Genomic DNA, 24,103 nt, shown 5'->3' on the forward strand with positions numbered 1-24,103 from the left:
AACTCATGACCGTCAAAACGCGCGATGAAATCAACAGCGAAATCGATACGCTGCTTCCCGACAACACGTCGCAAGAAATCTCTCCTGCCGATTTGCGTGCGCCTCTCAAGGACTTGGCCGATAGCGCCAAGTTTGCAGCTGACCTGGCGACTGTCGCCACCAGCGGAGCCTATGGCGATCTGATGGGCAAGCCTGCGCTGGCGACAGTCGCCACCAGCGGAGCCTATGGCGATCTGATGGGCAAGCCTGCGCTCGGAAGTGCTGCCGCGCTCACGGCGGGCGAAGCAGCGGGCAATGTGCCTGTTCTCGACGCGGACGGAAAGATCGCGGATGCGGTGTTGCCGTCCTACGTCGGAGCAGTCCTGACCGGTGTTTCGTTTGCTATTAATGCCGCGATTACGGCTACAGACACGGTGTTGTCAGCGGTCGGCAAATTGCAGAGGCAGATTACAGATTTGTCCTCCAGCGTTACAGGTATTCTTGGTTGGGCTCGCCGGGAGGTTCTTACAGCCAATCGAACCTATTACGTGCGAACCGATGGTAGCAACAGCAATTCCGGCTTGGCGAACACCAGTGGTGGGGCGTTCCTGACGATACAGAAGGCGATTAATACAGTTACAGATACGCTCGACCTTGGCGGCTTCTCCGTCACCATTCAGGTTGGCGCGGGGACTTATGCCTCCGGCGTCCTCATGACTCGTCCCGCCGTTGGGGGCGTTTTGAAGATCAGCGGTGACACGACCACGCCAGCCAACGTAGCCCTATCTATGGCCGGTGGCTGCATCACCGCATCTGGCGCTAGCGTGAAATTGTCGGTTGAGGGCCTGAAGGTCGCGTCGTCCGGTGCTGATGGCTTGCTCGCGGCCGATTGCGGGCAGATTGCGGTATCTGGAAAGATGGACTACGGCGCATGCGCTGGAGCCCACAACCACACAAAATATGGTGGTATTATCGATGTCTCAGGTATTTCCTACAACATCACGGCTGCCGCGACCTTCCATTTCTGGACCGAAACGTTCGGTGCGTGCATTCGTGCTATTGGGGCGGCAACGGTCACGATCACTGGCTCACCCACCTTCACAGTGTTTGTGCAGTCGCAGATTGGTTCCGGCATTGTTGGGCTTGGTGCGACTTATTCGGGCACGGTGACGGGCAAGAGGTACAATGCCGACTCGAATGCTGTGATCTATACAGCCGGCTCGGGTGCAAGCTATTTCCCCGGTACCGTCGCAGGAACGACAGCGACAGGAGGCCAGTATGTATAATTTCCCGTCGGACTGGTTCTGGATTGTCGGGGGCGACGAGACCCGCCTCTGGTCTAGCGCGGCCGCAGCAGCGCTTGCATCCTATCTCACTGAACGCAAGGTTTCCATCGAGCGCTGTCGCGTTTCTTAAAATCACGTTTAGCTTGATAATCACGTAGGAACGTGCGAAAGATGGCGCTTAACCCCATCCACGGTGGTGGCGCATGAACTTCTATCGAGTCTCTGGTCGTTTGAACCGGCTCTGCGGCGGACACGGAGACCAAACCCTGTGCGCTCGGATGGCAGAGCGGCGCGGCGTCCAGTGCCTGTTCTGCCGCATCATGTCTCGCCTCATCGAGCCGAACCACTGCGCTCTGCAATTGGCCAAATGGCTGGACCGGAAATCATGAAGCTCACGTTCCACGTACCGTTCGCTGGCCGCGTTCACCTTTTTCTCGTGCGAGACTGGCACGCGATCCTGCTTCGGGCTTGGAGCATGAGGCTCATGTACCTGGCCTTCGCCTTCCAGGTGTTCGAAGGGCTGCTCCCCTACATCGACGAAGGTTCGTTTGGGATTCCCCACGGCCTTTTCACCTTCCTCACGATGACAATCCTGATCGGCGCTGCTTGGGCACGGGTAACTCCGCAACCGCAGACGCTGGCTCCCCCGGAGAAGACCGATGCCAATTAACAAAATCAAGGGCACCAAGCGTGGCGTGGCGGCCATTGCCGCAGCCATCGTCGCGGCCGGTATCGGCGGCTGGCAGTCGCAAAAGGACACCACACCGAAGGTTCTCCCGCCCGCCGTGATCTTGGCAACCGACGCACTGATCCTTCCATGGGAAGGCATGGTGCTGAAGTCCCATTGGGACCGGTTCGCCAAAATCTACGACATCTGCGGCGGCATCACCCGCATCAACGGCAAGCCTGTCGGCCCGAACATGTCGTTCACGCGCCCGCAGTGCGAGCAGCTGACCCGTGAGCAGATTTACCACGGGTATTATCTGCCACTGGTCAAAGAAGTTCCAGGTTTCGTAAACTTCCCGATCAGCGTCCAAGCGGCCATGCTGTCGGGCGCCTACAATTTCGGCGTTGGCACGGTCAAATCCAGGAAAGGCATGGCTGGCTCAACGGCGACCCGCTGGCACATGGCTGGCGAGTACCGCAAGGGCTGCGAAGCTCAGACCGCCTTCAACAAGGTCGGAATCACAGTCGTCGACGGTCTCGTCAAGCGCCGCGAAATGGGAGACGCACAGCGCATCGGCGAGGCCGAGCTTTGCGTGTCGGGTCTCAGCAAATGACCTGGCTGGCAATCTCGGCCTTCCTGCGCAAATGGGTTCTGCCCATCCTCACCTTTGGCATCACGTTGCCGGTGTGGGTCTTCCTAATCGTCGGTGCGTGGCTTTACTTCGACAAGGCATCAGCCGTCCGCGCCGCCGTCACCAAGCTTGTGGCCGGCGCTGAGATCGAGGCGCTGAACGCGAGGCTGACTGAAGAACGCCGCATCCGCCAGTGGAGCGATGCCAAGGCTGCCGAAGCCAACCAGGTCGCCGAGACCGAGCGCAAGTCGCTCGAAGAACTCGAAACAAATCTCGCCCTATCCGACATCGACGAAAGAAAGAAAAAGGATGACCTGGCAAAAATCGAAGCGAGGCCGACTCCTGACGGCTGCCGTGTTGACGACTTTCTGTTTCAGCGGCTGCGCAACAAATAAAATGCGGCTCGACCAGGCTTACACGGCCAAGGCGAAAGCCGAGATCGTGCCGCTGGCGCTCGCAGAGGCCGAGAAGCGCGTGCAGGAAGCTCGCCGGATGCCGGTCTATCCCGAACGCTGCAAGCGGACGCACCGCAGCGGCGTCCTGCTGCAAGACCGTCTCGATACCGCCAACGAGAAGGCCGACATCGCCCTCGGAGCCGCGAACGATCAGACCCTTTGGTGCGCCACCTGGTACGCCAAGAACTTCGACGCCAGGGAGCCGAAGCCATGACTGAAGCTCAAATCCATGAGATCGCCCGGCAGGCGGCACGGGAAGCGGTGAAAGAGACCCTGCTGACTCTCGGCTTCGATCCAAACAAGCCGCTCGAAGCTCAGGCCGACATGCTGTTCGTGCGCAAGACGCGCCTCGGTTCGGAGGCGATCACCCGTCAGGGTCTAATGATTGCCGTGGCCACGGTCACTGTCGCGATCCTTGGGCTCATATGGGCGTCATTCAAAGGTCATTCCTAATCATCGTTCATTGACGTTGGAGCAATCATTTTGCCAACTCCCCGCCTCACCGACGACCTGGCACAAGCCGCAGCAGACGCATTCAGAGCCCACGGCACGAAGACTGCTGCAGCAGCCGCGCTCGGCCTCAACCCAAAGACCTTCGATAGCCGGCTGAAGGTGGCTGGCGAGCGAAAGATGTGCGGCACGGAACCATTGGTGCCAGGCTTCCGCATTAGTCAGACCACCGCAGTCTATCGCGACGGTCAGTTGGCAGCCGAATTCATTCAGCAGAAGCCCGAGCGCGGCGAGAAATTCGAACTGCCTGCCGGCCAGAAGATCAAGGCCGTTTCAGCGCTGGTCAACGAAGACGGTCGCGAGATCGTTAAGTGGATTAAGACCGCCGAGGACAGCAAGCCGATCCTCCTGGACGGCATCAGGGCAGCGTTCGAGGCATACCGACCGGCAGCCCTGATAAAGGCTCCACCCTTCACCAACGCCGACCTACTGACGGTCTACCCGATCGTCGATCTTCATCTCGGGATGTTTTCGTGGGCGAAAGAGACCGGCGCCGACTACGACCTAAAGATTGCTGCCGATCTGCTCAGATCGAGCATGAACAACCTGGTGGCCCGTAGCGCTAATTCGAAGACTGCCCTGGTTCTCGACATGGGCGACTACTTCCATGCGGACAACAGCCGCAACCAGACGGCGCGCTCTGGCAATCCTCTCGACGTGGACTCGAGATATGCCAAAGTCGTGCAGATCGGCTTCGAACTGGTCATCCAGTGCGTCGAGCTTGCGCTGCAGAAGCACGATTTCGTGGAGTACCGGAAGACGCCCGGCAACCATGACGACGAGACCAGTTTGATGCTCGCGGTCGCGGTGGCCGCGCACTTCCGCAACAACGATCGAGTCAAGGTCAACACCAGCCCAAGCCGCTTCTATATGAAACAGCATGGCAAGTGCATGGTTGTGGCGACCCACGGCGACATGCTCAAGATGGGCGATCTAGCAGGCTTCGCTGCCGCGCAGTATCCCGTCGAATGGGGAGCAACTGTCCACAGGTATGGCTACACCGGCCACATCCACAACGAAAAAGAGTTGAGCCGGAATTCGCTGCGCGGTCTTCGCGCCGAGAGCTTCAACACGCTCGCGGCGAAGGATGCCTGGCACGCGGGTGAAGGCTATCAAAGCCCGCGTAATATGGTGTCGATTACGTTGCATAAAGACCGTGGTGAGGTCGATCGCTTCACGGTGCCGGCGTAGTAGGAATCGAGGTTCACCGAGAACTCCCCCGGTGAACCGTTACAATCCTATTTGAGTTTTGCTCGGCTTTATCGAGCTTGGAATAGCCGTTCGGCCATCGCCTGGCTAAAGCCGATTTCGACGGCTTCCCACATTCCGCCCTGCACCTGCGCGCTTAGGACGCGTGACAGGAAAGTCGGATTGTTGGACTCAACCATAAAAAGATACAGTTCGTCAAAATATGCGCGACCTTGCGAGCAATCCCTGGAATAGTCACCTGTTCGCTTTGGGTGCCACGGTCTAGGCCGCGTGTACTCTCCGCTTGTATCTTGACCTACAAATGATAGTTCATTGAATTTCATATCTTCTTCCCTATTGCGCCAGTCATAAACTTAACAAATCCGTCAGATCATTGCCGGCTACTGATCTGCCACTCCCGACCACTTCCGTTGTTCGAAGTTCGTCGCTCACTACGATTCGATCACTCAGAATGTCAATAAGACACAAGTCGTTATCGTAGGGGCTAGGGGCTTCGATTTTTGACGCTTCACCGAGATAGGAATGTTCTCCTATACGAGTTTCACTTGCAAAATGAAAGCGGGAATTTAGAAATTCGAGATAGCTCGGTTCCGCTTCCATCAGAATGCAGTCGAATCCCTCACGCCGCGCCGCCTCGGCCGTCGTGCCGGTTCCGGCAAACATATCGAGCACCGTGCCGCCAGGTGGCGTGATGTGGCGGATCAGATATTGCATGAGGGTGATCGGCTTGACCGTTGGGTGCTTGGAGCCGGCGCGGTCGGCCTTGTTTGCCTTCGCGTTGTAGACGATGGCGTCGCCGCGATCCTCGGAGATCACACCAGTGTCGATCGCCCATTGGTAGTCTTCGGCGGTCGGCGCGAACTGGTGAAAGAAGCGAGCGTTCGATCCCTCGTCGCCATAGCCGCTCATCGGCGTGCCTGGTGCGCGACTCTCTGCGCCATAGCAGGCACCGTCGTTCTTTCCTTTGCGCATGGTTCCCGGTTTGCCGCTCTTGCCCTGCGGGAACAGCGCCACAACCTCGGGCGAACCGTCGAGGATCAAGTTGGATGGGTAGCGTCCAGCCGGCGATCCGCCCCTTGCAGAACCCGGCAGTGCCGCAAAATTAGTCGAGCCGTCGTCGATGTACCGGCGATCCATCGCAAGCTCGCCGTCGCGTGACCGGCTTTCGGAGCCGTCCCCAACCTTGCAGCCGTCAATGTTGAAGGCGCCGACACCATGCTTGATCAGGTTCTCACGACAGGTCTTGGAGTCGTATGGCTTCTGACCGAGGTAGATAGGTTCCAGCGCCGGCTTCTGCGTCTGCGTGCCATGTTTCCAGCCCTCCCAACCGGGGAGAGCGGGATTGTGACCTTTTGGAAATCCGCTACCGTAGGTCCAACCGTGCATCGGATGCATGATGAAGCCGGCGATCTCCATGGCGCACGCCTGCCAGTGGCCAGTGCGGGCTCCTGAGAAGGCGAAGACGCAGCCACCTGGCAAAAGAATGTCGTACACCAGCTTCCAAAACTCGGGGTCGCGCTCGATGCCGGTGGCGTCCCACCCGTGGCCCATGAAGCCGCCCGAGAGCCGTGAGAAGCTGCCGTCGTTACCTTCGCTGCGAGCCGCCGCCGCGCCCTGCCTGCCGAAACGTTTCGTGATGCTGGTGAGGGCGTAGGGCGGGTCAGTCACAACCGAATGGACGCGAACGCCTTGATCAATCAGTCGGCGTAGACTGATGCGGTTGTCGCCATCATGCAGAGTGATTTGGCCGCCCATAAGGTGACAATCCCGTTAAAAGTGAGTCGTTAACTGAGCAGATCGCTCAAATCGTACTGCTGCCGTTGCCGCGCTGTCCGTGCCTGACGCAGACGCTCGTCGAGTGCATTCAAAGCATCGACGATGAGTTCTGTCGCGCTGCGGTCCCACCCCCAAGCAAAGGGATCGGTGAAGCCGCGCTTTGAATCGTAGATCGCGTAGAGATCGTCGCTGAAATGCGCGGCTTCACCGTCTTCGGGGTCTACCCATTCATACGAGTAGCGGTGCATCACACGAGCAGATCGTCATCATCTAAGTCTGGCGCTTGGCTGCGAACGTCTTGCAGCGGAGCTTTGCCCGCAACCATGATCTCGCTCACCGGCAGTTGAGGCTTTGCGAACGACGCCAGGCGCTTCTTCGGATCATACGATTCCGATAGGTCAGGTTCCTTGGTCAGAACCTCGACGAGGCACGCAACCGGGTCTTTGCCGACGCTGACATTCCAGTCGTTGGTAAACCAGAACTGTGAGATCGCCTGCCACCCTTCGGGGCCGATGTTCAAGACAAGGCTGGTCAGCTTGCCCCTGACAGGCGCGCCGCGCACATCGCGCGAGTTGGAGATGGCGCGCAGCGCCGATACCAGTTTCAGACCGAGTGCGGCGTCATCCATGGTCAGACCAGCAAATCGTCGTCGTCGATTAGGCTGACACCCATGAGCGGCACGTCGCCGAGCAGGTCGTCGTCCTCGGTAGCGGCGCCGGGCTGCACAGTCGACCCTTCGAACGCTGCTGCCTTGTCTGCCACGCTGGAACCCATGTAGTCGTCATAGGTCGGGCAGTTCAGCTTGCCGGTATCGACGTTGAATTCGAGGCCGGTTTCGGCGGCCTTGCCGCCAGGATAGACGCGTTCCAGTTCGGCAAGAAGCGGTGTCTTCTGCAGGGCAAAACGGAAGCCCTTATCGGTGCCGGGGAAGGGATAGATGTTCACGAAGGGTGTCTCCTTCGTCTTGCGGATCGCCGCGCGCAGTTCGCCGAGCTTCATGATTTGTGTCTCCGATTTAGGTGATTGACTTAAATATGCTTCCAGGTTTTGCCCCTGGCAGCGTTATAGATTGCCGAAAAGGACACACCGAACTGCTTGGCCAATGCGACGACTCTCTCCCCTCGCAAAGTGCCTGCGTGCCGCTCGCGTCTGAGTACCAAAACGGCGGTCTCCGTCAGATGGGCTCTGCCGTTCTGTTCGCCCTGCGAAGTCGTGCCATGCTCGATTCGGTCGGCATGATTGTCGACTGACAATGCCCATCTGAGGTTCGAAAAGTGGTGGAATACACGTGAGCCGTTGTTGTGAGCAACTTCATGCTCCGAGGATGGCGCAAATTCGACAAAAGTTTCGAGAACCAAGCAATGCGCACGAACGTTCTGTTTTATACCCTTTGCGTTGTAAATATGATAAAGTAGATAGCCGTCAGCATCCAATGAGCCGCGAAGCCGTCTTCCTTTTCTAGCATCTGTACCAATTCTACGGCAGTCCCCGTATTCGGAAACCTCGTAGAGAGGGAAATCAGGATGCGACTCCCATCTCATTGAATTGGTAAGAGTTGCCATTATACCATGCCCAACGCCGCGCGATACAGATCAAGTATCGTCGCTTCTTCCTGACGCTCTGCCTGATCCTTCTTGCGCTCACGGACGATGGTTCTGACGGCCTTCGAATCAAAGCCTGCCCCCTTCAGTTCCGCGTAGACTTCCTTGATGTCGTCGGAAATCGTCTTCTTTTCTTCCTCAAGCCGCTCGATGCGCTCGATGATGGCGCGCAACTGGCCGGCCGCTACGGTTTGACTGGTGTCGGTGATGTCGTCCATGATCAGTTCGTCCTCGTTTTCCGTGTTATTTGGGAACGGCATCTGCTTCTCCGAAATGGTGAATATCACTATAAACGTGAAAATGGATGCGTCAATACATATTTCGTGCGAACGGCATCCGCATCGCAATAAAGCTGTCGACAGGCACAACGCGTGACCTGGGCGCAGGGTTGTCATGCTCGACGGCGTAGCTGTTCGCGTGGCAAATCTTCCGTACCGTCTCGCGGTGGATTCCTGTCGCCTGCTCGATCTCGCGATAGGTGCAGTTGCCGTTGACTGATTTGACGTAGCGCCGCACCAGGAAGCGCTGAGCCAACTTTCGGTAGGGTCGCCGCATCAGACTGCACCACCGGGCCGAAACTGGCCGGCGATCATCGTTCCGACGTTGGCAGAGATCGATGAAAGGTCGACCTTACTGTCAATCGTTATCGCGGTCATTCCTTGACCACCGCGAACGCCGATCTCGGTGAAGGCGTCCTTGGGCGCGGGATACTTGTCGAACATGGCGTCGACCACCGCCTGCAAGTTGGCTCGAACCTCATCCAGGTTGCCCTTGGGCGGCCGATCGTCGTTCAGTTTGCGCTGGATCATAGCGTCACGGAGCACGATCAAGGACGCAATGGCCTTGGTGATGTGCGAGAGCTTGGTGTCGGGATCGAGGTCTTCCCCTTCCCACCAACACATGATGTGGCCGATCGCGGCGTCCTTGTAGACCGAGGCGCGGACGCCAGCGACGCGGTAGTTGTGGCGACCGTATTTCAGCGCCCCTTCCATCATCGCCACGCCGATTTCGCAGATGACGGTGAAGGGGATGGTTGCAAACTGACGCCATTTGCGGACGCCCACCGCGTCCTTTGGATTCGTCGCCTTGCCTGCCGTGGACGCCGCGATGGCTGCCATAGCGTCCGCGTATCGGTGGATCGCGTACCCCCTACGAGGGGTTGGATAATACACACTTTCCCACCGCGTCATGGTATCACTTGTCAGATGCAACGCGTGCGGCACAACCGGTTGCCCGTCGCACCATCCGTCGATGAGCGTATCACAACCGAAGAACTTCATCAGCGCGAGAGCGTTGGTTGTCTTGCCGCAGCCTTGCGGGCCAGAAACAATGACAGTATTGTGCATCGTGTTTTTCCCTTTAAACGTGAATGTTTCTCATGTTTTCTTGAGCAACGTTAGCAGCGCGGCCCCTTCTGCCTGAAGCGGTCGGCGAGGAAGGCGGCTGCAACACGTTTATTGCGAGCGGGATCGAGGGCATTGTTGATGTCGTCGCTGGTGGCAATGTCCGTCATAGCCTCGACAGCCCGTGCCAGTTCGTCCAGAAGGGCGCGGGCTTCGCCTTCCAACTGCGATATGCGGATTCCTTGCGCGCAAACTTCATTGCGCTGGCCGACACGCGCAAGGGTGCGTATTTCCGATGCAAGCGCGGCGATAGCGGCGCGGGCGGCATCGTCATATCCGCCCCGCTTGACGGGGCAGTTCGTAGTACGGCCCATTTGCGCCGGGTTCTGGCAACACAAGAAGCCTTCGCAGGTTTTAGACTTGCAAATCGCTCTGGCCACACGCTCAACGTCCGCCTCCGTTACCGCGCTATTGTCGGATGCGGGGTTATCCGCGCCGAAAGACACTTGCTCACAGTGGCCGCCGCCGCATGTGCATGGCTTGTCAGTCCACATGCACTCTGCCGCCGCCTCGCTCCCCTCCGGTTCGGAGAGGGCTGCTTCAATCAACTCGCGACTGGTTTCGCGACTTGGCCATGAGTGCCCCCACCGGCATCGCTCGGCAATCTCACGGTATTTATGCTGGAACGCCTCGACCTGCGCCTCCGTAACCCGGCTCATGGCTTCGGCTCCCGACGACGTAACTGTGCCAAGGGGTAGACGTGCGTACACCCAAGAAAGCCGGGATCGGTTGCGACCACGACAGCACCCCATCCGCCCTTGTAGAAGCTGTCGATCTCACCCCAAAATTTGGCCCCTTTGACCGTCTCGACAATATCGCCAAGGCGCAGCGCTTCCGTTTGTGTGCTCATGGCTTCGACTCCTGTGTGAGGGCTTCGAAACGACCGTCTTCAAATTCGGACTTGCGACGCACCCAAAGTTCTCCATCCTTGCCGCGATAGACTGTGGCAATCTCGTAGTCCGTCAGGCCGTCTTCACACTGGACTTGCGCCTGCCCGACGATGGCGTACTCGCTGCCGCGCTTCACATGGCGGTGCGTCGGCTTCCAAGCCAGTAGCTCGGAGACGGTGGCTTCGGCGCGCTCGGCTCGGATGCGAAAGTGATTGGACCTAGATATCATCTGCCGGGTATTGTGGAAAAATATCTGCCTGTTGACTTCGGCGTCATCCCGGTCTTCGTCCCGTTCCTTCTTCATCGCTTCCAGCTTGGCTTGCAGTGCGGTGATATCGGCGGCGGCTTCGCGCATCAATATGTCTGCTGTTTGGATATAGGAAATATTGTTAGCGATCTGAGTATCGGCGTGCGCTTTCAACCGCTCAACCAACCTAGCCAAATCCCCGGTCACCGGCTGTACAGGGGCGGCGTTGGGCGCAACCATTGCGTCAGCGACGGCTTGGGCTTGTCCTATCGTCGGGAAAGTCAGGTAGACCTCGCCCGCGACAAGACGATCTAGCGGCCCCTGATGCTCGGCGGGGGCGAGCGCCCCTATCTCGCCAGAAGGCATGACAGGCTTGATGAATACCGCTGGAACACCGCCGAAGGTGCCTGTATCGACCAAGAGATTTCCGTGCCCGAAGACAGCCACCGGCTGTATAGGGGCGGCGGTGAGGGCGGCGAGGATGCGCGTTTCGTAATCAGTTTGCGCGGCTGCTTTGGCTTCGGTTTCAGTCGGGTGTAATGTTCCAGGTCCTATACCGTCTAGAAACCATGCGAAACCATTAGGAAATTTGTGGATTAAATAAACGCCAATCAAACTATCTGATATCCAACTTTCCCCTGACATTTTCATAGGTCGCCATCCCAGCCCCTTCACCTGCACTGGCGCTACAGAGGCGCGGGTGGCGTCGATGAACGGCATGAGAGCTTCGGCCAGTTGCCCGGCTCCAAGGTCGTGGTTTCCATCAACACGCCTGATTTCCTGCGCCAATGCGTCTACGTCCAGCCCTTCGCGCGTCATTTTCTGTTCACCTGCCCAGTGAGAGGGCAATCGAACTCGCGCCACGGCTTCTGGCTGATGTCATATGGCACATTGTCCCAAGAGGCGCAGTTAGAGCCCTCCGGTGTGGCCAAGCATCCGACGAGCGATAGCAAGGTGGCAAGCAAAAGCATGGCAGTTTTCATGCGATCCTCCTTTGAGATTTGATGGCGTTTACTTGCGACGCCGGCTGGCGATCCCGTAGCCCGCAGCCGCGTCCCATCCAGCGAAATTGAGAACGATCCAGACGAGACAGGCGCGGTCGAAGGGCAGGAACAGCCAGAGCAACGCCACAGCGGCGCAGTGCCACGCGTAGGCGACATAGACCGGCCGCAGGACGTTGATGTAGGTGGCGACCGTTGACCGGGCGATGTTGACGAGCTTGCGCATCTTAATAGCGCTTTCCGCCTTCGGCCTGCCGGTTCGCAATCCGGTGGTCGCTGCGGGTCCGGTTGAAGGCGTTCTTATCGACAAGTGATCCGGCCTGGTCGTCGCCGCGCGTCTGCGACAGTTCGAGGATGCGGATAATGGTGTTGGCGAAATTCACCGCACACTGATCGAGACCCGGCAGCCGCTTCGGCAGATCGCCGTATTCCGCCAGGTGGCGCAGGCATGGGAGGAACGCCGATGCCACGTCAATCTGCGTGGCCGCAGCGGTGTCCAGGATACGAAGGATCGCGTCAGAGAGTTCGACTTCGACTGCGCCGCGATGGGGCAACTTGTCGTCGCGCCTCTTGTTCTTCCGGTGAGATTCAAGCGCCTCGGACAGTTCCGAATGCATCAGCGCGACCACTTCGCCGAAGTTGCGCTCGATCGGCTCACCCGTCTTGGGGTCAGTATACCAGCCGGCGTTTGTCGCAGTCTGGTGCGCAAGCTTTTGCGCAGCCCGCAGTCCTTCGACCGCCGCGATTTCGAGCGGTGTCACCGAGCCGTGGAAGGTAAAATCGGAATGTTTCACGTTGTCTCCTTTTATCACTTTAAAAGTGATATTTAGAACAGACTTTTGCCGTTCGGTTTCTCAACGATCTTGAGTTCGAGGCCGAGAGTGCTCAGAGCCACTTCCAGATCGGTGATGCGAGGTTCAGTCCTGCCGCTTTTCCAGAAACTGATTGCCGTGCTGCCGTAGTTATTGGCGGTTGCGAAATCGAGAATGGTGATGCGTCGCGCCCGCAGGATTTCGAACAATTCTCTCACGACAGTGGATGCGGTTCGAGGCGCGACTCTCTGTGTCTGCAGTATCGGTGTTGCCATGTTTTACAGTTTCACGTTTCTCGCCAGTAATCAACTAAAAAGTGAAACTATTGGCCGCCAATCGTCGACCCAATGGATACGGGAATCCGTTGAGCGTTCGTCGTCGGCATTGTGCAAATGCCGCAACATAATGGTCTTGTGGCCAGCGTTCACGCCCATCATGGCGTTCTTGTAATTGTCCTCGATCCAGACGCCGCCCCGCAGCACTTCGAGCCAGTGATCCTTGCTCTCGCGCAACGCCAGGCAGATAATACGTTGAAAGGCACCATCGAACTCGCCATCCAGGTTCTGTCTGCGTCTCGCAACCGCTGCCGGATCGTCCGAGCAACTGGTCAGCACAGTCAGCTTGTGCCCGGCAGCCTTGAGCTTCGCGACCGCTTCTTTCGCACCAGGCAGAGCGGACAACTGGCCGAATGACTGCGATGCGTTGAACTCGGCGATGAGTTCGAAGCAGCGGGCCTCGGGCAGCCCTAGCCAGTTGAACAGTGACCATGATTTCGGGCCGCTGGCGCTTGGCTCGATGCCGTGGTTGACGGAGACCCAATGGCGGAAACCGCCCGTCCAGTCGAGCAGCACGCCGTCGCAGTCTAGGATGAAATGCGTCTTGTGTCGCTCCGCTAGGTCCATTGCATGGATAGGTTTCGTTATGGCGTTCATCAGGCAATCTCCTTCCTGGTGGTTTTTACTGTGAACGGTGCGCGGACGCCGCTGCAATTGGCTTCTGCTGCGCCCAAGGCGCGGCAAATGCGCGTCTCCGGTGTCCCCTTGCTGTCAAACAGGCTGCCAAGCGCGTAGGGTTCCCCGCTGCCCGCCGCAGCGTGCTCGGAATAGTCGGCAACCGAGTAGTCGGTGGCGATCTTGCAAAGCCGGTCGCCGTGAGCGACGATCAACTCGTCAATGATAGAATAGCTGCGAGGATCAGGCTCTTGCGCATGGTCATTTCCACTTCCTGGTCAGGTGTACCGTCAGCAGGGCTACGCTCATGTTGGCAGCGACGACGCCGAGAATGATGAGGACTGCTTGAGTGGGTGACACGATGGCGCTCCGTTGGGCGTGGTCAAAAATTCACACGTCTTATGGTGAATGTCAATTAAAAAGTGAAAGTAACGTGATAAAATCAAATGCCTCTCATGCGAACTAATTTCTCCGAGGCCGAAACGCCGAGCGGATCGTTGGCGCCGTGCAGGCGCTCGACGAGGTAGTCGATTTCCTCGACGCTCAGAACGTTGATCACCTGCGTAGTGTTCTTCTCTCGCCACGCCGCCAGGCGCTCTCGGAATGTCGGATCGTTTTTGTGGGCCTCATCGTAAGCCGCGACAACGGCGAAGTGCAGTTGGACACTGCCGACTTCCATGCCCTCGGCGATCAGGCGCGCCCTGTGTTCGTCGCATTCTTTGTTCCGCTGATAGCCGAATTTTAGGTGTTCTGGCACAGCATCGACGTGGCGCATCAACCTCATGTTGATTTCTCCTCCCTACGTTTCTGCTCGGCCCGGATCGCCGCCACGCGGGCCTGCAACCCTGCAAAACGCGTCAGTTCCGCAGTGGGGTTCTTTCCGTAGCCGGCATTGAGTTCGAGCTTCAGCGGCATCAATGCGCGAGCCAATCCGTCGTCGGAAAGGTTCGAGTAGTCGTGGGTCTCGGCTGCCATCTCAGCGGCTTTCGATGTTGCGCTGCAGATGCTCCGTCTTCCAGATGAGCGTGTCGATCTGCTTGATGAGTGATGCCGGAAGCTTTTCGGCCTCGGCGCCATTCAGCGCATACAAGCTTGGGCTCGTGTGATTTTCACCATTTAATGTGGACTTTTCCGCATGGATGGCATATATGTGTCTTCGAGACGGAGGCGCCGGGGCCCAACAAGTTACCCGGGGTCGTCTCACCTAAAGGGCCACCGCAAGGTGGCCTTTACTTTTTCGGTGGCTTTAAATAGTCACCTTTTGGCATAACTGAAAAGAGTTCTGCCTTTGGCTTCTCATTTCGAAAACGGCCCTATCGTGCACGAGATTGCCATAACCGTCATCTCTCGATGCTGGATTTTGTGTGTATGTAACTATCGGCGACGTGAACGGCAATGCGCCTTCATTCATAGCGCTAACGATCTGACATATAATGTCATCGATTGAGTACCCATCGGAACTGCGGTTTTTCCGATGAATAGGATTTCGTTGTCTTCCAAAAGATGGAGTCCATGGCCTCCTCTCTGAGAGTTCAACTCAACGAATTGGAGAACCGTAAACGCCCCTATTGCTGGGTGCGCTAAATATATAATCGCCAACAATTTCGCGGTGGCCAAAGCCGCGTTCGAGGCATCCCTGACACAACGCACATGGTCGCACGTTGTCTTCCGTGAGGGCGGTCGAGTGATCGAGACGGCCAAGACAGGGGGCTATGACGTTGCCACGAAGATCGTGCCGATCTTACAGCGATACAGTTAGGTCTTTTTCTCCGAAGGCTTTTTCTTAGGCTTGCGCGGCTTCTTTATGAAGCCGACCGTGTAGCGCTTGTATCGCTTAAGCTGCGTGAAGGGTGGCAGGGTCCGCATCTCGCGGTCGATAACGATGCTTTCAAGTCCCGCTGCAAAGATCGCTACGACATTCAGCTTTGTCAGTTTCTGGACGCTCATAACCTCGACTTCGACGGTGGGTATTACCTGCTCCGGGTGCGAGTAGTGGACGTTCGCCTGCAATCGGCGAACTACCTGAACGGCTTCGCGGTCTGACGTATAGACATGCGTTTTCCCCTCGAAGGTGAACCTATACAACCTGGCTAGGAGCAGATGCGGTGGAATGAATTTGTGAAATGCGCCAGCGAAAACGAGAGGTTTTGGCAAGCGATCCGCCCTCTGGCGCGCGGCTTCTTCCGATTCGTCTGACATTGCTCGTATCCGATTTTCTCTGGAGGACTGGCCTATCTCAGATTTTCTCCGAGGTCTATTGAGCGCCGCGTCGAGGAAGATACGACCGGCAGCTGCGATTTGGAATCGAAAACCGTTCCGGTTCTCAGCCGCGAGCGCTGATTTTCTCCGAGAGCCTGGCGGGCCAGCCTGTGATTTTCTCCGGGGCGTCTAACTCTATTTCTCCGGGGTCTATTTCTCCGGGGTGCCGGTTGGGGGAGGGTAGCGCGGCCGAGGGTCATTTTTCAGCGGCAGAATCGCCGAATAGGACGAAATTCCTAATGAAATGTTATATTATTACAGTATGCGGCAGCCTGCCGTTAACCGGCTTCCATCCGCTCGACTTGCGCGCCAGGTCGCGTCGACGCTATGTTGCCGGCCTTCGGAAACGGGCAGGGGAGTCAGAACATGCGGCGACTAATCGGAATCGTGCTTATCGGTCTGGCTGCCGTCGCGGTCGCAAACGCCATGGTAAACCCGCGACTTGCCGCGCCGTCGCGGCCGGCCGTGGCTCAAATCGACTTCGCCAAATGCAATCGGCTTGCGGAAATGGCAGGCGCTGCAATGGCGTTGCGCCAGCTTGGCAGCGATGAGTCGGCAGCCATGCGCCAGGATATGAGCGGCGAAGCGCGTCGAATCGTATCGCGTGCCTATGGCGAACCAATCGCCGCGACCGGCGACGCTAGGGCACTGGCTGCCCGCAACTTCGCCGACTCCGTCAAGCACGAATGCATTAGGGGATAACGCGCCGTCGCAACAAAAAACCCGGCATTGCTGCCGGGCTTTGATTGCTTAGGTGATGTGCCCTAGCGCCACGGCGCCCCATAGCGCCAGCGCCAGCAATGCCGGCCAAAAATACCACGGTCGCGGCCGTGGCGCTGCCACATGGAGCGGCTGAGCGTCTACCAGGTCGCGCCGTGGCGCATGTCGCGGCACAACGGCAGGCGGCAGCCCTACGGCGCATAACGGCAGGCTGCCGCGCTGAATTGCCACTACGCGGCCGGGCAGCGGCGCGCCGCTTGCGTCTGGCACGCTCACAATGGCTTGGCCGGTCGCCAGGCCGAGAATGCTTGCCGCGCTGATATTGCCCGGCATAGTCTCGGCTGCCGCCTTTAGCGCCTTGTGGTGGTATGGCGTCGACGCGCGCAACGCGTGCTGAATCCGCGTTGCCAGCTGCCCGGCGATGATATGCGGCAAGTCGGAAGGGGATTGCGTGACATAGATCAAACCGACTCCCTTCGATCGGATGAGTCGCGTGATTTGTTCGATGCGCCGCACAATGGCAGCCGTTGCGCCGTCGAAAATTAAATGTGCTTCGTCGATCATGACAAGCAAGCCAGGTGCGGCAACGTCGCCGACTTCGGCGAGTCCACCATAAAGCCTGTCCAGCGTATGAGCGACAAAGGCGCCATATAGGCCGGGCAGCGAAGTTAAATCGCTGCAGCCGTAAACCGTGATTCCTTGCGTATCGCGCGGATCGTGACGCGACGGCTGGAAAACCCATGGCGCGCCGCGTTCAAGGCGCAATAGAGCCCGTTGAACGGCAGCAACGGAAACCGGGGAAATCAAACCATAGTCGCGGCTTAAATCGTGCCGCGTGGAATCGTTCAATAGGTCGCGCAAGTCTGCCAGCGTGGCGACGGCGCGGCCGGAATCTTCCGCCCATGCCAGCGCGATTTGAAGGGCGCCGGCTTGCGCCTCGCTCAGGTCTAGCGCGCGTGCGATCAAATCGGCGCCCATTGCGTCAACGCGCATTGCCGGCCGCAATAGCGTAGCTCCAAGCGACTCTAGGTCGCCTTTCGCGTCCAGGATCAAAACCGGACAAGGCGACCGCTCAGCGATCGCCCCTAGAGTCGTTGTTTTGCCTGAGCCCGTGGCGCCGAAAATGCCGACATGGCGCGCCAGGTAGCGCCACGGGATAGCGGCGCCGCTGCCGAGTTGCAGCGCGGTCATTGGCGGCACAATGCGGCGTTGAACGCGTCGCGGTGCGCGGCCGTCATCCGCTGGCAAACCTGGAGCCGATAGTTATAGGGCGCCGATTCAAGCTCAGATTTCAAAGCCGAATATTCGGCAGCCGTCGCCGGCCGAGTCGCCGAAACGTACCATTGATGCGAGGCGCTGCCATGCTGCCCGATATGAGCGTAACAGGTCATAAAGCGGCCGGCCGCGTCGCTTGGCAGCGTAGGGAAAACCGCCGTAACATCGCGGTGTTTGCCGCTTCGATCGATCCTGAAAAGCACGGGAGTCATGGGCTCAGCCGCAAGCTTTTGACCATCCTGAGAAAGCGCGACCATTGCGGAGCCGTCAAAGGCTGCCGAGTCCAGCTGCCGGCCGTTTCGGGCTTTGGCTTCGATGTCGACCAAATCGCCATTGCTGCCGAATTCAAACGTTAGGGAATTGAGCGAGTCGGGCAGCCCGTGGCACGGCCATGTTGACTTGAACGCGGCCAGGTCGGCGCGGTTGAATGTGTGATAAGTCATGACTCGGACTCCTCACCATAGGCCGACTCGATAGGCTTGCCGGAATGGTCGCAAATCAGGTCAGAGTCTTCGAAATTGGTTTCTAGCGCGACCACTAGCCAATCGCTTTGCTTGTCGCCGCTCAGCAACGCCAGGATGATTTCCCGCGCTTCGCTTTTGGCAGCGTCGAATGAGAACGCCGCGCCGCTATGAGTAACGAAATAGAGCGGATATCCGCCAGGCCATGCATGGGCGCCAGCGCGCAAGCAAGCCTTGAAATCGGCTGCCGTTTTAATCTCGGCGACGTGGCGCGAATAGGTGGCGCGCAATGGCGCGGCCTTGCTCCAATCGGCTGCCCGCGTATCGTATAGGGCGCCGTCGCCGCTAGAAACGAAAAGGTGTTTCGGTAACATTTGGTGAATCTCCCGTTAAAGGTGAAATCGGCTCAGCGATAAAAGCGAGCTTGCGGGATGGTTTTCCGCACATGCGCCTTTGCTGCGTCGCGGCTGGAAGCACGAAACGTTTCGTCAAGTTGCCCGTCGTCGGTCGCGGCCCAATAGAGCGGCGAACCGATTCCCCAATAGGCGCCGGCCGGATCATAACCGCCCGAGTCCAGGCGAATCCGCTGCATTGTCACTTTTGGCGCATAGGCAACCATCGCTTTTGCGGCCGGAATGCGAGCCCGGAACTCGGCCGCCCGGTTGCGATAATCGGCCGCCGCTTGCTGCCAACATGATTGCTTAAAACCATCGGGCCGCCTGTCCTCTTTTCGCCGCTCAGCCTGATTTGCGTATGCTTCCATAACCTGAGCGCTGCTTTCCAAGGTTTCGGCCGTCTCGGTTTCCGGCAAGGTCGAGACGCGGCCTAGCGGCGCGCCACGCGACCAATCGCCCATATAACCTTGCGGCGCATTGTCATGAAAATTCGGCATTGTGTTTGATCCTTAAATTAACTGGAAATCGGTTAAGCCGTTAGCGGCGAATTCGGATGATTTTCGTGTAAACTTTAGCCGTGGCGAATGTATCGGCCGGCAGCGTTTCCAGCGTCTCAGCGTCGCCGCGTTCGAAAGTAATGGGCACAAGTGCGACTAGAGTCGCCGGCTCAGCGTGACCATGGCGGCCGAGCAAACTAACGGCAGCTGCAACGTGCTTGCGCACGTCGCTAAATGGCGGATTCATGATGATACGCGGGAATTCCACCTTGCCGGCGATCTCGGCCGCGTATTCCAGGAAACAACGGTTCTGAACCGTGCCGAAGGCTGCCAGGCTGCCCGCAAGCTTGATATGCCGTTCAACCTGCACAAGCTCAAACTTGCTATGTCCGGCCGCTAGTAGCGCCTTAGAAAGCTGGCCAGTGCCCGCGCTAGGCTCCAATGTCAAATAGTCGCCTTGCCTGCCGAGATAGCCGACCATTCGCGCTGCAACGTCGCTAGGCGTCACATGGCATTCCGTAAACTTGTCGACCATGACGGGCTCAGCGATTGAAGGCGCGGCAAGCTTCGCGAAGTCATTCCGCCTTGTGACGGGAATCACCATTGGCTTAGCCGGCCGCGAGTAGATCGCCGGCCGCGTCATGCTGCCACCGCTTCGGCATTCTCAAGCGCTGCCACCGAGTCGGGCAGCGGATGCGCCTTCGAGTCCGTCAAGAAAACGGCGCACCATCCCGCCATGTATCGCGGCCCGTCAAACTTTGGATTCGGGCAAATCTTGAAACGGAATTCGCCGCAAAGTGACGGCCGCGTGCCGCGTTGCTCGGCGTAAATTTTGCCATATTCCGCCTTTGTCATTTCGACAACGGGAAACGTTTCGATTTGGTCGCGGTGGTAGCGGTGTTTTGCCTGCAAAGCCTTGCATTTGAGATTCAAGATTGGCGCCATGCCGTCTTTTTTCGCTGGCACTTCATAGCCGGCCGATTGCATAAGGTCGCGCCATTCGTCGCCGGAAAGCTCCAAAACCGTGTCATTTGCCATGTGCAACGGCAGCACGGCCGAGCTTTCAACTATGAACGTCTCAGCATCAACTTTCCGGCCTTCCGGCTTATGGGCGCCATGTTCGCGGGCAAATGCCTGCAGGATGACGGGAGTCAATTCGCCTTCGAAACGTGCCACGGCGCCGAGTAATTCGCGCTCATAGCTGAGCCGGTTCAAGGTATGTTCGATATAGCGGCGCCGATAGTCGTTATTGATTGTTCGCGTCGCCGCGTCGATACATTGCTGCCGCGCGTCTTGTGGCGACACTTCGCCTTTGTCGACCTTGGAATACAAATCCCATGGCGCAAGCGAACCGGTTGCAATGCTTCGCCCGACTGCAATCTTGATTGCCTCATCTTGCGTTATCTTCGCCCATGCGGCCAGGCACAAATGCCCGTGGTTGATATCCCGTTGCATGTCGCGCAACTCGGCCAAAAGCGTTTTGATCCTGCCCGCGCGGACTCGCGGATCATTTTTGTAATTCGCATGAGCTTCCACGCCTTCGGCACGATAGAGCCAATAGTTTGCCAGTTTCTCGGCCTTGTTTGCATTCGACATAGCCGAATGCATTCGGGCTTGAGTCTTCCGGGCTTTCGCTTCGGAATGATGGCCGACAAGAATCGGCTGCCCGTTCGAAAATGCTTCGGACAGTTCTTGAGCGGCGCGATTATACGCGTTTGCCTGCCGGTGGCGTTTGTGCGCCAATTCGTCAAGCCGCTCGGCCTTTGCCTGAGCCCGCTCAGCCATGGTCATTTCTTCCGGCTCAATTTCGCCGGCAAGCTCGATTGCCAAATCTGCCCGCTTCGGCGACCATTTGGGCGCCACAAATAGTTCTTGCCGTGGCGCCCATGAAAAGCCTGCAGCCTTTACCCGTGCGTAGGTCTCAGCGTCCAATCGCGTCGACGCATACAGGCGGATTTTGTTATCTTCCGGGCTATAGGTGGCAGAAATGGAAAGCGACATTTTGAGATTCCCTTGATTGATCGATTGTGAAGCTGAGCGGCCCGACGACTAGGACTCGAGCCATGTCCGCTTTGCCGCAATGGCGTTGCGGCGCGTATCGCGACGGACTCGGCCTTCGGCACGGTTCGCGAAAGTGTCGCGTCGATTAGGCGATTCATATTTCATCATGACATGACTCCTTATGTTGATATACACGTTAAGAGTGAAGCTTAGAAGGCGCTACCCATTGCCCAAGCAACAATTGCGACAAGCGGCGCCACCACGATAAAACCGGCCGAGATCGCTACAAGTTGCAACGTTTCGCGGCGACGGCGTATCGTGGAAAGGCGAGACTTGCGGCGCATTTGGCTAATTCCTTTTAAGTGACTTTCACCTTTTAAGTGAAATTAACAGGCGAGTCAAACGGAAAAGATGGATTCGCCAGCGCCATCATTAAATGCCGCCTGCAGCCGCTTGTCGCCAGTCCAGAAGCCGGGCAGCCATTCGTTGATATGGTCGCCTGCCTTAAGCTTGCCGCGTTCCGTGCGGGCTTCGCTCATCGCTTCCAATAGCGACTCCACCTTGTCGCGTATCGCCTTGCAAATTGCCTGGTATGTGGCGCCCTGGTCGACACTGGCAGCCCGGCGCCGTTCGCTCAGCAATTCAAGCGCGGCCTTGCGATTGGCTGCAATGGTCTCGGCAAGCCCGGCAAACCGGCTGCCGGCCTGCCATGCGGCTTGATAATCGCGTTCTGTCTCGGCCGCATGTTGCGCCATGCTATCGGCCGCGCGGGCAGCGTCGCGGGCTGCCTCGATATCGGTTGCGCTTTCGCGATATGCATAATCGCCGACGAATTCAGAGTAGATTGTGCCGAAGTCGAGAGTCGGCAGCCCGTCGCAATCTCCCGCGCTTGCATAGCCTGCCACAAACCGGGCTTTACCGTCGCGGCCGGTCAGCTGGTAGACGACTCCGTAAATCGTTTCCTGTTGATCATTGTCGCTATACCAGCCGCACGAGTCGCGGTTTGACCAGAAGCCGTTGCGGCTGCCGCATTCCGCTTCCACGTTGCCGACATGCCGCAAGCCGGCGCCGTCGACGTTCTGGACGAAAGCAAGCCGTTCCGCGCGCCGCGCATAGGAAGGGGAATCAGCGTCAACCGGCTGCCAGCAAACGGCCGCGAAATGGTCGCGCGGATATCGGGTTTTGCCGGCCGCAACGTCGGCGCGGGCCAAGTTCAAAGCATCCCATGCGGGATTGCGCGACGGAATTCCCCACTTGCGAGCGGTGCGAGTGGTCGAGCGGTGGAAGCGATACGCGTTCAAAAGCAGGTCGTTTGTCATGGTGGACTCCTTGATTTGTTGTGAAATGCGACGGCGCGGCCGTGAAATTCAGCGACGCTTCAAAATCAATTGGCTTATGTCGTCGCTGATAAGTTGCCGAATTCCCGCAAGCGTGTCTGCGGCGTATCGCCTGCCGAAACAAAGCGAAGTCCAGCGCATGCGATAGCCGGGCTCAGTGTTGCGATAGATAGAAGCGCCTTTGTATGAACTATGGAACATGGTGGACTCCTTGATTTGTGAATTGGTGAAACCGGCGCCGGCCTAAGCCTCTGCAGCCGCGTTGCGCTTTTCGATCCAAAGCCGCTCAGCGATTGAATCCATAGCGATGCGCCGAAACCAATCTTCCGCCTTTGCTGGCGTCTCGACTTCAAACCATCGCGGCTCAGTCCACGTTATCGGCGTAATGCGGCCGTCGACGGACATGCTGAAATGAGCTTCTTTCCGCTCGCAATCGACATAAAGGCCGATTTGCAGCCGCATGTTGAAAAGAACGCTGCAGCGCTTCAATTGGTAGAAAGCGAACATGGTCTAGACTCCTGCCCGCGACGGTAGTTTATCGAGAAAACCGGCGAAACGCTGCCAGGTCGCCGGGCGCCGCTTGATATTGGCTGCCAAATCTTCGCGCGTTAGGGGATTGGTAGGATGATTCACCAATTCCAAAAATGTGATATTGGCATCGGCGATACGGCGCCGCGCTGATTCAAAATGCTGCAATTGGGTCAACATGGTCTAGACTCCTGCCCGCGAAGGGCTCAGCGCTGCCGCGACATGCGGCCGCATTTTGTTACGAATGGTGAAAAGTGCCGCCTTGTGCCGCGTGTCTTTTGTCCGGTTAAGGCAAGCCAGCGCCTGCCTCATGTAGACATCGGCCGTTATCGGGAAACCGTGCTGCCAAGCGTGGCGCGCCAGCGTGATAAGCGAAATTGCGTGAGCGTGATTCATGGCGTTATTCTCCCGTTAGAAGTGAAATGACCGGAAAAGGGAAAAGCTCAGCCTGCCCGGCTTGAACGCAAACGATTTCTTGCCAACCCTTCGGCACAACGGCGCCTTGCCAAGCCGCGCGGCAATCGTCGCCGCTGCCGGCAATGAAAAGCTGCCCGTCATACGTAGTGACTTCGATTTGATAGACTGGCGCCGTTGCGGTCTCAGGCGGAAGGCCGAAGGCAATAGCGAAGCTGCCGGCAGCCGTGGCAAGCGTGGCAGCGATTAATTTTGCAAGCATTGGTGAATCTCCCGTTAAAGGTGAAAGCTAGAGCCAGTCGCGCGTTTTCTTGACGCTGGAAACCGGCAGCCCATAGCAACGCGCGGCGCCATCTCGGCAAGCTCGCATTGTATCGCCCGTTGCGCGGTGGAAAATGCCGCTGATCGAGATGCAACACAAATCATCCGCGTCGACCAGAAACGCTTGCCAACCATCGGCAGCGCTGCCGAAAATCTCGACCTTATGCGATCCAGATGCAACCAAATCGGCGATAGGCTGAAACTTGCCTTGCGACATCATATGCTCAGTCCAGAAAGGTCTACCCATGGTCTCGACTCCGTTAAGTGACTTTCACATTAAACGTGAAACTATCTGCCGAGTCAAACGCTATTTTGTGCCACGTCTCATGCGCGCGGGATTCCTTCCATGGCTGAGCCCGTGCCAGCTAGGCCGGCGACATGCTGCCCGCTGCCCCGCTGCCCCGCTGCCCCGCTGCCCCGCTGCCCCGCTGCCCCGCTGCCCCGCTGCCCCGCTGCCCCGCTGCCCCGCTGCCCCGCT

The 24,103-nt window shown here is 58.0% G+C and carries 37 protein-coding genes; 8 read left to right on the plus strand and 29 right to left on the minus strand.

The genetic code is table 11. The features are described 5' to 3' along the window. The first annotated feature begins 5 nt into the window (after positions 1-5). From GA829_RS12955 to GA829_RS12985, 7 genes are all read left to right on the plus strand, one after another. A complete protein-coding gene (locus GA829_RS12955) occupies positions 6-1,265 on the plus strand; it encodes a hypothetical protein (protein WP_195178884.1) in 1,260 nt (419 codons plus the stop codon). A 385-nt stretch (positions 1,266-1,650) separates the two neighbouring features. Next, positions 1,651-1,935, plus strand: a complete 285-nt coding sequence (locus tag GA829_RS12960; RefSeq protein ID WP_195178885.1) for a DUF7940 domain-containing protein — start codon at positions 1,651-1,653, stop codon at positions 1,933-1,935. Next, a complete protein-coding gene (locus GA829_RS12965) occupies positions 1,925-2,545 on the plus strand; it encodes a glycoside hydrolase family protein (protein ID WP_195178886.1) in 621 nt (206 codons plus the stop codon). Before GA829_RS12960 ends, GA829_RS12965 begins: the two co-directional genes overlap by 11 nt. Further along, the gene (locus tag GA829_RS12970; RefSeq protein ID WP_195178887.1) at positions 2,542-2,958 is read left to right on the plus strand and encodes a hypothetical protein; all 417 of its coding nucleotides are present in this window, start codon (positions 2,542-2,544) and stop codon (positions 2,956-2,958) included. The genes GA829_RS12965 and GA829_RS12970 overlap by 4 nt, the downstream gene beginning before the upstream one ends. 1 nt (position 2,959) lies before the next feature. Further along, positions 2,960-3,232: a hypothetical protein gene (locus GA829_RS12975; protein ID WP_195178888.1), complete on the plus strand. Its 273-nt coding sequence runs from the start codon at positions 2,960-2,962 to the stop codon at positions 3,230-3,232. Next, positions 3,229-3,471 carry a hypothetical protein gene (locus tag GA829_RS12980; RefSeq protein ID WP_195178889.1) on the plus strand — a complete coding sequence of 81 codons (243 nt, stop codon included), beginning with the start codon at positions 3,229-3,231 and terminating at the stop codon, positions 3,469-3,471. Before GA829_RS12975 ends, GA829_RS12980 begins: the two co-directional genes overlap by 4 nt. A gap of 30 nt (positions 3,472-3,501) precedes the next feature. Then, entirely contained in the window at positions 3,502-4,719 is a 1,218-nt protein-coding gene (locus GA829_RS12985; RefSeq protein ID WP_195178890.1) for an oxidoreductase, read from the plus strand. 363 nt (positions 4,720-5,082) lie between these two features. Here GA829_RS12985 and GA829_RS12990 read toward each other — a convergent pair whose 3' ends face one another. The 18 genes from GA829_RS12990 to GA829_RS13075 all read right to left on the minus strand — a co-directional run bounded on the left by GA829_RS12990 (position 5,083) and on the right by GA829_RS13075 (position 15,616). Continuing rightward, positions 5,083-6,492 (minus strand): site-specific DNA-methyltransferase, encoded by a 1,410-nt coding sequence (locus GA829_RS12990; RefSeq protein ID WP_195178891.1) that lies wholly within the window; start codon positions 6,490-6,492, stop codon positions 5,083-5,085. 29 nt (positions 6,493-6,521) lie between these two features. Next, entirely contained in the window at positions 6,522-6,761 is a 240-nt protein-coding gene (locus tag GA829_RS12995; protein WP_195178892.1) for a hypothetical protein, read from the minus strand. Continuing rightward, on the minus strand, positions 6,761-7,141 hold the full coding sequence (locus tag GA829_RS13000) for a hypothetical protein (protein WP_195178893.1): 381 nt from the start codon (positions 7,139-7,141) through the stop codon (positions 6,761-6,763). Before GA829_RS13000 ends, GA829_RS12995 begins: the two co-directional genes overlap by 1 nt. 2 nt (positions 7,142-7,143) lie before the next feature. Then, positions 7,144-7,512 (minus strand): hypothetical protein, encoded by a 369-nt coding sequence (locus GA829_RS13005; protein WP_195178894.1) that lies wholly within the window; start codon positions 7,510-7,512, stop codon positions 7,144-7,146. A 562-nt stretch (positions 7,513-8,074) separates the two neighbouring features. Further along, positions 8,075-8,335: a DUF2312 domain-containing protein gene (locus GA829_RS13010; protein WP_195179619.1), complete on the minus strand. Its 261-nt coding sequence runs from the start codon at positions 8,333-8,335 to the stop codon at positions 8,075-8,077. Positions 8,336-8,423: 88 nt separating this feature from the next. Then, positions 8,424-8,669, minus strand: a complete 246-nt coding sequence (locus GA829_RS13015; RefSeq protein WP_195178895.1) for a hypothetical protein — start codon at positions 8,667-8,669, stop codon at positions 8,424-8,426. Continuing rightward, on the minus strand, positions 8,669-9,460 hold the full coding sequence (locus GA829_RS13020) for a dATP/dGTP diphosphohydrolase domain-containing protein (RefSeq protein ID WP_195178896.1): 792 nt from the start codon (positions 9,458-9,460) through the stop codon (positions 8,669-8,671). Before GA829_RS13020 ends, GA829_RS13015 begins: the two co-directional genes overlap by 1 nt. A gap of 50 nt (positions 9,461-9,510) precedes the next feature. Next, positions 9,511-10,176 (minus strand): hypothetical protein, encoded by a 666-nt coding sequence (locus tag GA829_RS13025; protein WP_195178897.1) that lies wholly within the window; start codon positions 10,174-10,176, stop codon positions 9,511-9,513. Next, the gene (locus GA829_RS13030) at positions 10,173-10,367 is read right to left on the minus strand and encodes a hypothetical protein (protein WP_195178898.1); all 195 of its coding nucleotides are present in this window, start codon (positions 10,365-10,367) and stop codon (positions 10,173-10,175) included. Before GA829_RS13030 ends, GA829_RS13025 begins: the two co-directional genes overlap by 4 nt. Next, the gene (locus GA829_RS13035; protein WP_195178899.1) at positions 10,364-11,473 is read right to left on the minus strand and encodes a hypothetical protein; all 1,110 of its coding nucleotides are present in this window, start codon (positions 11,471-11,473) and stop codon (positions 10,364-10,366) included. Before GA829_RS13035 ends, GA829_RS13030 begins: the two co-directional genes overlap by 4 nt. A gap of 192 nt (positions 11,474-11,665) precedes the next feature. Next, the gene (locus tag GA829_RS13040) at positions 11,666-11,881 is read right to left on the minus strand and encodes a hypothetical protein (RefSeq protein ID WP_195178900.1); all 216 of its coding nucleotides are present in this window, start codon (positions 11,879-11,881) and stop codon (positions 11,666-11,668) included. A 1-nt stretch (position 11,882) separates the two neighbouring features. Beyond that, on the minus strand, positions 11,883-12,449 hold the full coding sequence (locus tag GA829_RS13045) for a nucleoside triphosphate pyrophosphohydrolase family protein (protein WP_195178901.1): 567 nt from the start codon (positions 12,447-12,449) through the stop codon (positions 11,883-11,885). 32 nt (positions 12,450-12,481) lie between these two features. Further along, positions 12,482-12,676 (minus strand): helix-turn-helix domain-containing protein, encoded by a 195-nt coding sequence (locus GA829_RS13050; RefSeq protein ID WP_195178902.1) that lies wholly within the window; start codon positions 12,674-12,676, stop codon positions 12,482-12,484. 96 nt (positions 12,677-12,772) lie between these two features. After that, positions 12,773-13,318 carry a hypothetical protein gene (locus tag GA829_RS13055; RefSeq protein ID WP_195178903.1) on the minus strand — a complete coding sequence of 182 codons (546 nt, stop codon included), beginning with the start codon at positions 13,316-13,318 and terminating at the stop codon, positions 12,773-12,775. 80 nt (positions 13,319-13,398) lie between these two features. Next, positions 13,399-13,632, minus strand: a complete 234-nt coding sequence (locus GA829_RS13060) for a hypothetical protein (RefSeq protein ID WP_195178904.1) — start codon at positions 13,630-13,632, stop codon at positions 13,399-13,401. Between the two features lie 227 nt (positions 13,633-13,859). Then, the gene (locus tag GA829_RS13065; RefSeq protein WP_195178905.1) at positions 13,860-14,201 is read right to left on the minus strand and encodes a hypothetical protein; all 342 of its coding nucleotides are present in this window, start codon (positions 14,199-14,201) and stop codon (positions 13,860-13,862) included. Beyond that, complete coding sequence (locus GA829_RS13070) at positions 14,198-14,392, minus strand: hypothetical protein (RefSeq protein WP_195178906.1); 195 nt, start codon at positions 14,390-14,392, stop codon at positions 14,198-14,200. Before GA829_RS13070 ends, GA829_RS13065 begins: the two co-directional genes overlap by 4 nt. Before the next feature lie 780 nt (positions 14,393-15,172). Further along, complete coding sequence (locus GA829_RS13075; protein ID WP_195178907.1) at positions 15,173-15,616, minus strand: hypothetical protein; 444 nt, start codon at positions 15,614-15,616, stop codon at positions 15,173-15,175. Positions 15,617-16,042: 426 nt separating this feature from the next. On the opposite strand from GA829_RS13075, the gene GA829_RS13080 reads away from it, so the two are divergent. Further along, positions 16,043-16,378 carry a hypothetical protein gene (locus GA829_RS13080; protein WP_195178908.1) on the plus strand — a complete coding sequence of 112 codons (336 nt, stop codon included), beginning with the start codon at positions 16,043-16,045 and terminating at the stop codon, positions 16,376-16,378. Between the two features lie 48 nt (positions 16,379-16,426). Here GA829_RS13080 and GA829_RS13085 read toward each other — a convergent pair whose 3' ends face one another. The 11 genes from GA829_RS13085 to GA829_RS13135 all read right to left on the minus strand — a co-directional run bounded on the left by GA829_RS13085 (position 16,427) and on the right by GA829_RS13135 (position 23,845). Continuing rightward, positions 16,427-17,587 carry a helicase HerA-like domain-containing protein gene (locus tag GA829_RS13085; protein WP_195178909.1) on the minus strand — a complete coding sequence of 387 codons (1,161 nt, stop codon included), beginning with the start codon at positions 17,585-17,587 and terminating at the stop codon, positions 16,427-16,429. Then, positions 17,584-18,114 carry a hypothetical protein gene (locus GA829_RS13090; RefSeq protein WP_195178910.1) on the minus strand — a complete coding sequence of 177 codons (531 nt, stop codon included), beginning with the start codon at positions 18,112-18,114 and terminating at the stop codon, positions 17,584-17,586. Before GA829_RS13090 ends, GA829_RS13085 begins: the two co-directional genes overlap by 4 nt. Beyond that, positions 18,111-18,506 carry a hypothetical protein gene (locus GA829_RS13095; RefSeq protein WP_195178911.1) on the minus strand — a complete coding sequence of 132 codons (396 nt, stop codon included), beginning with the start codon at positions 18,504-18,506 and terminating at the stop codon, positions 18,111-18,113. The genes GA829_RS13090 and GA829_RS13095 overlap by 4 nt, the downstream gene beginning before the upstream one ends. Before the next feature lie 32 nt (positions 18,507-18,538). Beyond that, the gene (locus GA829_RS13100) at positions 18,539-19,024 is read right to left on the minus strand and encodes a hypothetical protein (protein ID WP_195178912.1); all 486 of its coding nucleotides are present in this window, start codon (positions 19,022-19,024) and stop codon (positions 18,539-18,541) included. A gap of 40 nt (positions 19,025-19,064) precedes the next feature. Beyond that, a complete protein-coding gene (locus tag GA829_RS13105) occupies positions 19,065-19,628 on the minus strand; it encodes a methyltransferase type 11 (protein ID WP_258052261.1) in 564 nt (187 codons plus the stop codon). Positions 19,629-19,663: 35 nt separating this feature from the next. Further along, the gene (locus GA829_RS13110) at positions 19,664-21,025 is read right to left on the minus strand and encodes a DUF3560 domain-containing protein (protein WP_195178914.1); all 1,362 of its coding nucleotides are present in this window, start codon (positions 21,023-21,025) and stop codon (positions 19,664-19,666) included. Positions 21,026-21,423: 398 nt separating this feature from the next. After that, positions 21,424-22,344 carry a hypothetical protein gene (locus GA829_RS13115; RefSeq protein WP_195178915.1) on the minus strand — a complete coding sequence of 307 codons (921 nt, stop codon included), beginning with the start codon at positions 22,342-22,344 and terminating at the stop codon, positions 21,424-21,426. Between the two features lie 261 nt (positions 22,345-22,605). After that, positions 22,606-22,869: a hypothetical protein gene (locus GA829_RS13120; protein WP_195178916.1), complete on the minus strand. Its 264-nt coding sequence runs from the start codon at positions 22,867-22,869 to the stop codon at positions 22,606-22,608. Positions 22,870-22,872: 3 nt separating this feature from the next. Beyond that, positions 22,873-23,070: a hypothetical protein gene (locus tag GA829_RS13125; protein ID WP_195178917.1), complete on the minus strand. Its 198-nt coding sequence runs from the start codon at positions 23,068-23,070 to the stop codon at positions 22,873-22,875. 220 nt (positions 23,071-23,290) lie between these two features. After that, positions 23,291-23,566: a hypothetical protein gene (locus tag GA829_RS13130; RefSeq protein ID WP_195178918.1), complete on the minus strand. Its 276-nt coding sequence runs from the start codon at positions 23,564-23,566 to the stop codon at positions 23,291-23,293. A gap of 27 nt (positions 23,567-23,593) precedes the next feature. Further along, complete coding sequence (locus GA829_RS13135) at positions 23,594-23,845, minus strand: hypothetical protein (protein WP_195178919.1); 252 nt, start codon at positions 23,843-23,845, stop codon at positions 23,594-23,596. Positions 23,846-24,103 lie beyond the last annotated feature (258 nt).

Source organism: Mesorhizobium sp. INR15 (genome assembly GCF_015500075.1).
Classification (GTDB): domain Bacteria; phylum Pseudomonadota; class Alphaproteobacteria; order Rhizobiales; family Rhizobiaceae; genus Mesorhizobium.